Annotated in this window: 8 protein-coding genes; all 8 read left to right on the top strand. The window is 61.4% G+C overall.

The window, feature by feature from the left end; translation table 11 throughout:
* The first annotated feature begins 661 nt into the window (after window positions 1-661).
* The 8 genes from GBJ34_RS16875 (at window position 662) to GBJ34_RS16845 (ending at window position 7252) form a co-directional block, all read left to right on the top strand.
* Window positions 662-2194 carry an acyl-CoA carboxylase subunit beta gene (locus GBJ34_RS16875; protein WP_151720365.1) on the top strand — a complete coding sequence of 511 codons (1533 nt, stop codon included), beginning with the start codon at window positions 662-664 and terminating at the stop codon, window positions 2192-2194.
* A gap of 29 nt (window positions 2195-2223) precedes the next feature.
* Window positions 2224-2985 carry a class I SAM-dependent methyltransferase gene (locus GBJ34_RS16870; protein WP_151720364.1) on the top strand — a complete coding sequence of 254 codons (762 nt, stop codon included), beginning with the start codon at window positions 2224-2226 and terminating at the stop codon, window positions 2983-2985.
* Entirely contained in the window at window positions 2982-3371 is a 390-nt protein-coding gene (locus GBJ34_RS16865; protein WP_151720363.1) for a DUF6497 family protein, read from the top strand. The genes GBJ34_RS16870 and GBJ34_RS16865 overlap by 4 nt, the downstream gene beginning before the upstream one ends.
* A gap of 211 nt (window positions 3372-3582) precedes the next feature.
* Window positions 3583-3720 carry a hypothetical protein gene (locus GBJ34_RS20615; protein WP_192931266.1) on the top strand — a complete coding sequence of 46 codons (138 nt, stop codon included), beginning with the start codon at window positions 3583-3585 and terminating at the stop codon, window positions 3718-3720.
* Window positions 3721-3828: 108 nt separating this feature from the next.
* Window positions 3829-4227, top strand: coding sequence for a hypothetical protein (locus GBJ34_RS16860; protein WP_151720362.1), 399 nt, complete (start codon window positions 3829-3831; stop codon window positions 4225-4227).
* A gap of 367 nt (window positions 4228-4594) precedes the next feature.
* Complete coding sequence (locus GBJ34_RS16855) at window positions 4595-4867, top strand: hypothetical protein (protein ID WP_151720361.1); 273 nt, start codon at window positions 4595-4597, stop codon at window positions 4865-4867.
* A 154-nt stretch (window positions 4868-5021) separates the two neighbouring features.
* Entirely contained in the window at window positions 5022-7025 is a 2004-nt protein-coding gene (locus tag GBJ34_RS16850) for an acetyl-CoA carboxylase biotin carboxylase subunit (RefSeq protein ID WP_151720360.1), read from the top strand.
* Window positions 7025-7252, top strand: a complete 228-nt coding sequence (locus tag GBJ34_RS16845; RefSeq protein WP_151720359.1) for a methionyl-tRNA formyltransferase — start codon at window positions 7025-7027, stop codon at window positions 7250-7252. The genes GBJ34_RS16850 and GBJ34_RS16845 overlap by 1 nt, the downstream gene beginning before the upstream one ends.
* Window positions 7253-7329 lie beyond the last annotated feature (77 nt).

Here is a 7329-nt window from a genome sequence, read left to right as displayed (position 1 = left end):
TCAATGCACTCGGCACTACCGAGATCGAACGCGTGGCCTGAACCCAACGGGGAAAGGGGCGCGTCTAGCCGCAGCCGGACTTCTGCAACAATGCCGATCGGAGGCCGGGCGTCTTCGGATCGTCACTTGTGCCCCACGTCCTCATCTCACCCTGAATAAAGCCGGTTGCCACTCTTTGGGTGGTCCCTCCGGCTTTATTCTGGACCCGGTTGCGGGCGCAGTGCCCGGTGCACTCGCCGACGGTGCCCGGATCTGAATCCAGCAGCTTTCGAGCAGCCAAACCATTTTGGGGCAGGGCAGTTTCGTCAATCTGGCCACGTCTGGTGCAGGTCTACGATCTTGTGTGATACGGTCAACGACTGTCGCTTGACGCGCCTCGTCCAATATATTGATTCATAAGCGAAATGGTGGTTTGCGCCGGAAACTGGCACCCAATCGCCTTGATTATGTTCGCCGAAACCCCGGAAATGGGCCTTAATCGGCTGGTTTTTCAACAGGTGGCCACATCTTCAGGGGCATCTGGTGAGGCGCGGGACTGACTTAGCAACTTTTGCAATTTGCAACTCACGATCTGCCAATAATTTGCAAATTTTCGGAATTTCGTTTTGCCTCAGCCCCGCGCAATAATATTGTGCGCTCGATTCCCGGGGAGAGAACTGCCATGAAAGACATCCTGCAAGAGCTTGAGACCCGTCGCGCCGTGGCCCGGGCTGGGGGCGGGGCGCGCCGCGTCGATGCCCAGCACGCCAAGGGCAAGCTGACCGCGCGCGAACGCATCGACCTGCTGCTGGATGAGGGCTCGTTTGAAGAGTTCGACATGTTCGTGCGCCACCGCTGCACCGATTTCGGGATGGAGCAGGACCGTCCGGCCGGCGATGGCGTTGTGACGGGCTGGGGCACGATCAATGGCCGTCAGGTCTATGTCTTCAGCCAGGATTTCACCGTCTTTGGCGGCTCCCTGTCCGAAACCCATGCGCAAAAGATCTGCAAGATCATGGATATGGCGCTGCAGAACGGTGCGCCGGTGATCGGGCTGAACGATTCCGGTGGTGCGCGCATCCAGGAGGGCGTGGCCTCGCTTGCAGGCTATGCCGATGTGTTCCAGCGCAATGTGCTGGCCTCGGGTGTGGTGCCGCAGATCAGCGTCATCATGGGTCCCTGCGCGGGCGGCGCGGTCTATTCCCCCGCCATGACCGACTTCATCTTCATGGTGAAGGACACGTCCTACATGTTCGTGACCGGCCCCGATGTGGTGAAAACGGTCACCAACGAGGTTGTCACCGCAGAGGAATTGGGCGGGGCCAGCACCCATACCAAGAAATCGAGCGTGGCCGATGGTGCCTTTGACAACGATGTGGAGGCGCTGGCGGAGGTGCGGCGTCTGGTCGATTTCCTGCCGCTGAACAACCGCCAGAAGGCGCCGGTGCGGCCGTTCTTCGATGACCCGGCGCGGGTGGAGGCAAGCCTTGATACGCTGATCCCGGACAATCCGAACCAGCCCTATGACATGAAAGAGCTGATCCTGAAGCTGGCCGATGAGGGCGATTTCTACGAGATCCAGAAGGATTACGCCGGCAATATCATCACCGGCTTCATCCGCATCGAAGGCCAGTCGGTGGGCGTGGTGGCGAACCAGCCGATGGTGCTGGCGGGCTGCCTGGATATCGACAGCTCGCGCAAGGCTGCGCGCTTTGTCCGCTTCTGCGACGCGTTCGAGATCCCGATCCTGACGCTGGTCGATGTGCCGGGCTTCCTGCCGGGCACCAGCCAGGAATATGGCGGCGTCATCAAGCATGGCGCGAAGCTGCTCTTCGCTTATGGCGAGGCGACGGTGCCCAAGGTCACCGTCATCACCCGCAAGGCCTATGGCGGTGCCTATGACGTGATGTCGTCGAAACACCTGCGCGGCGATTTCAACTATGCCTGGCCCACCGCCGAGATTGCGGTGATGGGGGCCAAGGGCGCGACCGAGATCCTGTATCGGTCGGAACTGGGCGACAAGGACAAGATCGCGGCCCGCACCAAGGATTACGAGGACCGCTTTGCCAATCCCTTCGTCGCGGCCGAGCGCGGCTTTATCGACGAGGTGATCCAGCCCCGTTCGACCCGCCGCCGGATTGCCCGCGCCTTTGCCAGCCTGCGTGGCAAGAAGCTGGCAAACCCGTGGAAGAAACACGATAACATCCCCCTGTAACGCGTTCACGCAGATCTAAGGGGATGTCCATGCGGCTCGAGATTGATATCGGTGCGGAGGCCGGGTCAGATGCCATTGCGGCGCTTGACCTTTCGGCTTTCGACAAGGGGGATCTGCTCAATCTGATCCTCCAGCGGTCGGAGGTCATGTATGACCGGCCGCGTTCGGGCCGTATCATCAAGGCATGGAATGGCGGCGATGATGGTCCGATCAATGCGGTGATCGAAGATATGGGCGAAGCGATCGCCCGCCGCGCTGCAGGTGTGATCCATGCCGAATACCGCGCCTTGCAGCCGGTTCTGGCAGAGCTTGCCCCCAACCGTATCGCCGATATCGGCTGCGGCTATGCGCTGTTCGATCTGTTTGCTGCGCGCGATCTGGGCAGCGACATCCTGTTGATCGATCTGGAAAGCAATGAGCATCGCCATTTCGGCTTTGCGCAGGAGGGGGCCGCCTATTCCAGCCTGGCTGTGGCGCGCCGCATTCTTGAGGATAATGGCGTGCTCAGCACCAAGATCGCGACCTTGAATCCGCGCGACGAGCGCCCTGAGGATGGCGGGCCGGTGGATCTGGCTGTCAGCTTCCTGTCCTGCGGATTTCACTATCCGGTTGATCTGTATCTGCCTTTCATCGAAACGGCGATCACCGCCGATGGTGCGGCGATCTTCGATCTGCGCGAGGCGACGGCGACCGAACAGGCCGCGAAACTTGCGACCTTTGGCAGCCTGACCGATCTGCCAGCGCCGCCCAAAGCCCGCCGCGTGCTGCTGCGCAAGGGGAGGGTGGCATGACCGGACAAGCCCTTTCCGAACCAAGCGCAGGCGAGGTGCTGCTGGAAGGTGACGCCGCCCCGATCGCGGTGCCATCAGGCCAGGCGGTTGTGCTTCAAAACGTCATCCGCTCCGAGGACGGGGCGGTGGGGCCGGTGCTGCGCTTCCGCTTTGTCGCGCCACAAATCGCTGAAGGCGTGGATTTCGACACCGCAAGCGCCGATATGCTGGCGCTGTGCCAGAGTTTCGCGCTGCCGCGTCTGACGGCACTCGGGGCCACGCCCCGGCAGGTCGTCATCTCGCTTTCCGCCATGCCCACGCCCTTTGGCGAGGTAACCCCCGATGTCACCCAGTATTTCGAGGCTTACCGCATCGAAAACGGCACCTGCATTTGGGAGATGTTCTGATGAATCCACAACATATGGTTGATGCGCGTGAATTTGCCGCTGACCTTGATGCAGGCACGACACAGGCGCAATTCCTGACCGATTCGACATGTTCATTGGCTCAGAAAGCGCTTATTCTGCAGGCGAAGCATCAACAGGTGCTTCGCGTCCCGGATCGGGGGCCGTTTGCCATGTCTGGTGACGCTGCCCCCCAAGAAAGCAGGAGTAGAGGATGTCGAACGGTATTCGCGTCACCCTGGCCCTTTGCACGCTCGCGTTCCTCGCGGCTTGCGGTGCCAAGCAAGATGCAGTTGTCTATACCAATGAGCCGGCCGTCACGACCGAGCCGGTTTACCAAGGTAAGCTGTAATCATTCCCGGCGACGGGCTGCGCAGGCGCGGCCCGTCACCTTCCTTGAAGGTGTCACGCACCCAAAAGGCGTCACCTTCTGCCGGTCCTTCCAAGTGGAGGGCGTGGTATGCTGAAGCATCGTGGCTTCCCCGGTCGTATGACCGGGACCGATTTCCAGTTCGTGATCCGTCGTGCCAATGTCAAAGAGGGCGCGAGCAAGCTGATCAAACGGGAACGTTTCAGAGATCGCAAAAACGTCGACAAGGCCGCCGATACGGCGTTCATGCGCGCATTGTGGAACCATTTCGGCGAAGAACCCTTTGAACGCGGCAATCTTGATGCCGGGCGGCTGTCATGGCTGTTCGGACGCGAGGTTGTGGCGGCCGAAGATCCTTTTGATCCCTGCTCTTATGAGGCCTTGCTGCGCATAGATGTGAAGCGCGCACAGGTCTCTTTCCCCGACGTTTTCGCCGAAGATGCGGAAGAGCCCGCCTTTGACGACTGGGACGACGAGGACGAGGACTGAGCATGTTTCCGCGCAACCATCTCCGCATCGGGCAGCTTTCCGCGCAGGTTTCACCTGCGTCGGAATTTCCCTTTGCTTGCGGCAGGTTGCGCCCCCATCTTGAGGGAGAGGCGGGCGGTTTCCCCCGGTCCGCCATCCGCAGGGCCGTGTTTGCGTCCCGGCCTTGCGCCCCTTCCCCTGACTTCCTGTCCGGTCCCGCGTGGACCGGACATCTTTTCGCGGAACAGCAACCCCAGGGCCTATTTATTTCGCCGTCGCACGCGCGCCTTTCCGCTGAAACGCGCAATCGTGACCGCGAACGGGACTGTCAGCCGCGCGGGAATGCGTTAGACTTGGCTTCAGAACCAACTCTGAATGGAGGCCGAGCATGCGTCTTTCTTCCCTTACCCTTTTCGCGACCATCGCGCTGGCAACCGCAGGCTGCGTGCAGTCCGGCGGCGGCTACAACAATGCGGGCTACGGCTATCAGCCGCAGCCGACCAACCCGCTGCAAACCCAGGGCGGCCGTGCGCTTCTGGGGGGCGTGCTTGGTGCTGCCGCTGCCGATGCGACCGATCAAAACATGGTCGCCGGTGCCGCCCTTGGCGCATTGGCCGGTGGCGCGTCCTGCGGCGTGCCGGGTCTGCCTGCCTGCCGCTGAGGCGCGCGCAGACCATCTGACCGCATTGCCCGGCACCGCTCTCGCGGCCACGGGATCCAGAATGAAGGCCATTCGGGCACGCCGCCCGGGTGGCCTTTTGTCATTGCTAGACTGCGCGCGCAGGCCCGCGCGCGTTTGAGGGGAAGGAAGCCGAATGTTCAAGAAGATCCTGATCGCCAACCGGGGCGAGATCGCCTGCCGCGTGATCAAGACGGCCAAGCTGATGGGTATCAAGACCGTCGCCGTCTATTCGGATGCCGACCGCAACGCGCTGCATGTGAAGATGGCCGATGAGGCCGTCCATATCGGACCGGCCCCCGCCAACCAATCCTATATCGTGATCGACAAGATCATGGAGGCCGTCCGCCAGACCGGCGCCGAAGCGGTGCATCCCGGTTACGGCTTCCTGTCGGAGCGGATGGATTTCGCGGCCGCCCTTGAGAAAGAGGGCGTGATCTTTGTCGGTCCGCCAAGCCCCGCCATCGAATCCATGGGCGACAAGATCACCTCCAAGAAGATCGCGCAGGAAGCGGGCGTGAACACCGTGCCCGGCTATATGGGCCTGATCGCCGATGCCGACGAGGCGGTGAAGATTTCCGATCAGATCGGCTATCCGGTGATGATCAAGGCCAGCGCCGGCGGCGGTGGCAAGGGGATGCGCATCGCCTGGAACGATCAGGAAGCGCGCGAAGGCTTTGAATCCTCCAAAAACGAGGCGGCCAACAGCTTTGGCGATGACCGCATCTTCATCGAGAAATTCGTGACGCAGCCGCGCCATATCGAGATCCAGGTTCTGGCCGACAAGCATGGCAATGCCGTCTATCTGCACGAGCGGGAATGCTCGATCCAGCGCCGCAACCAGAAGGTCATCGAAGAGGCGCCGTCGCCCTTTCTTGATGAAGCCACGCGCAAGGCCATGGGCGAACAGGCCGTCGCGCTGGCCAAGGCCGTGGGGTATACGTCGGCGGGCACCGTCGAATTCATCGTCGATGGCAATCGCAACTTCTATTTCCTGGAAATGAACACCCGCCTTCAGGTGGAACACCCGGTGACGGAACTGATCACCGGCGTCGATCTGGTGGAACAGATGATCCGCGTGGCGAATGGCGAGAAACTGCCCTTCAAACAGGAAGATCTGAAGATCAACGGTTGGGCGATGGAAAGCCGGCTTTACGCCGAAGATCCCTATCGCAACTTCCTGCCCTCCATCGGGCGGCTGACCCGCTATCGCCCACCGGTCGAGGGCGAGACCAGCCGTGGCGGCATCGTGCGCAATGATACCGGCGTCTTTGAGGGCGGCGAGATCAGCATGTATTATGACCCGATGATCGCCAAGCTCTGCACCTGGGGGCCAACCCGCGATGCGGCCATCGAGGAAATGCGTCTGGCGCTCGATACATTCGAGGTCGAGGGCATCGGGCACAATCTGCCATTCTGCTCGGCGGTGATGGAACATCCGCGCTTCACCTCGGGCAATATCACCACGGCCTTCATCGCCGAGGAATACCCGGAGGGCTTCAACGGCGTGCCACTGGATGACGCCATGCTGCGCCGCGTGGTGGCGGCGACCGCCGCGATGAACCGTGTGGCCGAGATCCGCCGCACCAAGATCTCCGGCACGATGGACAATCACGAACGCCGGGTTGGCGATGACTGGGTGGTCAGCCTGCAGGGCCAGGCCTTCGCCGTCACCATCGCCGCCGACAAGGCAGGCTCCACCGTCACCTTCGAGGATGGCCATGCGCTCCGCGTCAGCAGCGACTGGACGCCGGGCGATCAGCTGGCCCGTATCGATATCGATGGCAGCCCGCTGGTCCTCAAGGTCGGCAAGGTGCCGATGGGCTTCCGCATCCGCTTGCGTGGTGCCGATCTCAAGGTCCATGTCCGCACGCCGCGCCAGCACGAACTGGCGCTGCTGATGCCGGAAAAACTGCCGCCCGACACCTCGCGCTTCCTGCTCTGCCCGATGCCGGGCCTGGTGGTGAAGATCTCGGTCGAAGAGGGCCAGGAGGTTCAGGAAGGTCAGGCGCTGGCCACCGTCGAGGCGATGAAGATGGAAAACATCCTCAAGGCCGAAAAGCGCGGCGTGGTGAAGAAGATCTCTGCCGCCGCCGGTGCCAGCCTGCGTGTCGATGATGTGATCATGGAATTTGAGTGATGGCACGGATCAACGCGTTTACATCGAAGGCGATACAGCGAACGTCGCTACACGATGAAGTTGAGGCCACGTTTCACGCCTTTGAGCGGGATGGTGAGCTTTTCCTCCAAATTGATACTTACGGCCGAGAGGGTAGGAAGTTGGCTGGCAAGGTGAGCCAGTCCATCCAGCTTGGGAAGGAAGGGCGTAAAGCCCTTCAACAGATTCTCAACGATCTTGCTGATTAGGATCTCCGATCCTTTTCATCTGTTCCTCAAGTATCCCGGGAGTCCGGGGGCTGGCCCCCGGCGACTTCCTCCAGCAG

The organism is Gemmobacter serpentinus, from assembly GCF_008973825.1.
Taxonomy (GTDB): domain Bacteria; phylum Pseudomonadota; class Alphaproteobacteria; order Rhodobacterales; family Rhodobacteraceae; genus Gemmobacter; species Gemmobacter serpentinus.
This window is presented reverse-complemented; position numbering and strand designations above follow the sequence as displayed.

Excerpts from the sequence above, each read along its gene's own strand:
- GBJ34_RS16875 (WP_151720365.1), top strand. The coding sequence starts at position 662 with ATGAAAGACATCCTGCAAGAGCTTGAGACCCGTCGCGCCGTGGCCCGG.
- GBJ34_RS16870 (WP_151720364.1), top strand. The coding sequence starts at position 2,224 with ATGCGGCTCGAGATTGATATCGGTGCGGAGGCCGGGTCAGATGCCATT.
- GBJ34_RS16865 (WP_151720363.1), top strand. The coding sequence starts at position 2,982 with ATGACCGGACAAGCCCTTTCCGAACCAAGCGCAGGCGAGGTGCTGCTG.
- GBJ34_RS20615 (WP_192931266.1), top strand. The coding sequence starts at position 3,583 with ATGTCGAACGGTATTCGCGTCACCCTGGCCCTTTGCACGCTCGCGTTC.
- GBJ34_RS16860 (WP_151720362.1), top strand. The coding sequence starts at position 3,829 with ATGCTGAAGCATCGTGGCTTCCCCGGTCGTATGACCGGGACCGATTTC.
- GBJ34_RS16855 (WP_151720361.1), top strand. The coding sequence starts at position 4,595 with ATGCGTCTTTCTTCCCTTACCCTTTTCGCGACCATCGCGCTGGCAACC.
- GBJ34_RS16850 (WP_151720360.1), top strand. The coding sequence starts at position 5,022 with ATGTTCAAGAAGATCCTGATCGCCAACCGGGGCGAGATCGCCTGCCGC.
- GBJ34_RS16845 (WP_151720359.1), top strand. The coding sequence starts at position 7,025 with ATGGCACGGATCAACGCGTTTACATCGAAGGCGATACAGCGAACGTCG.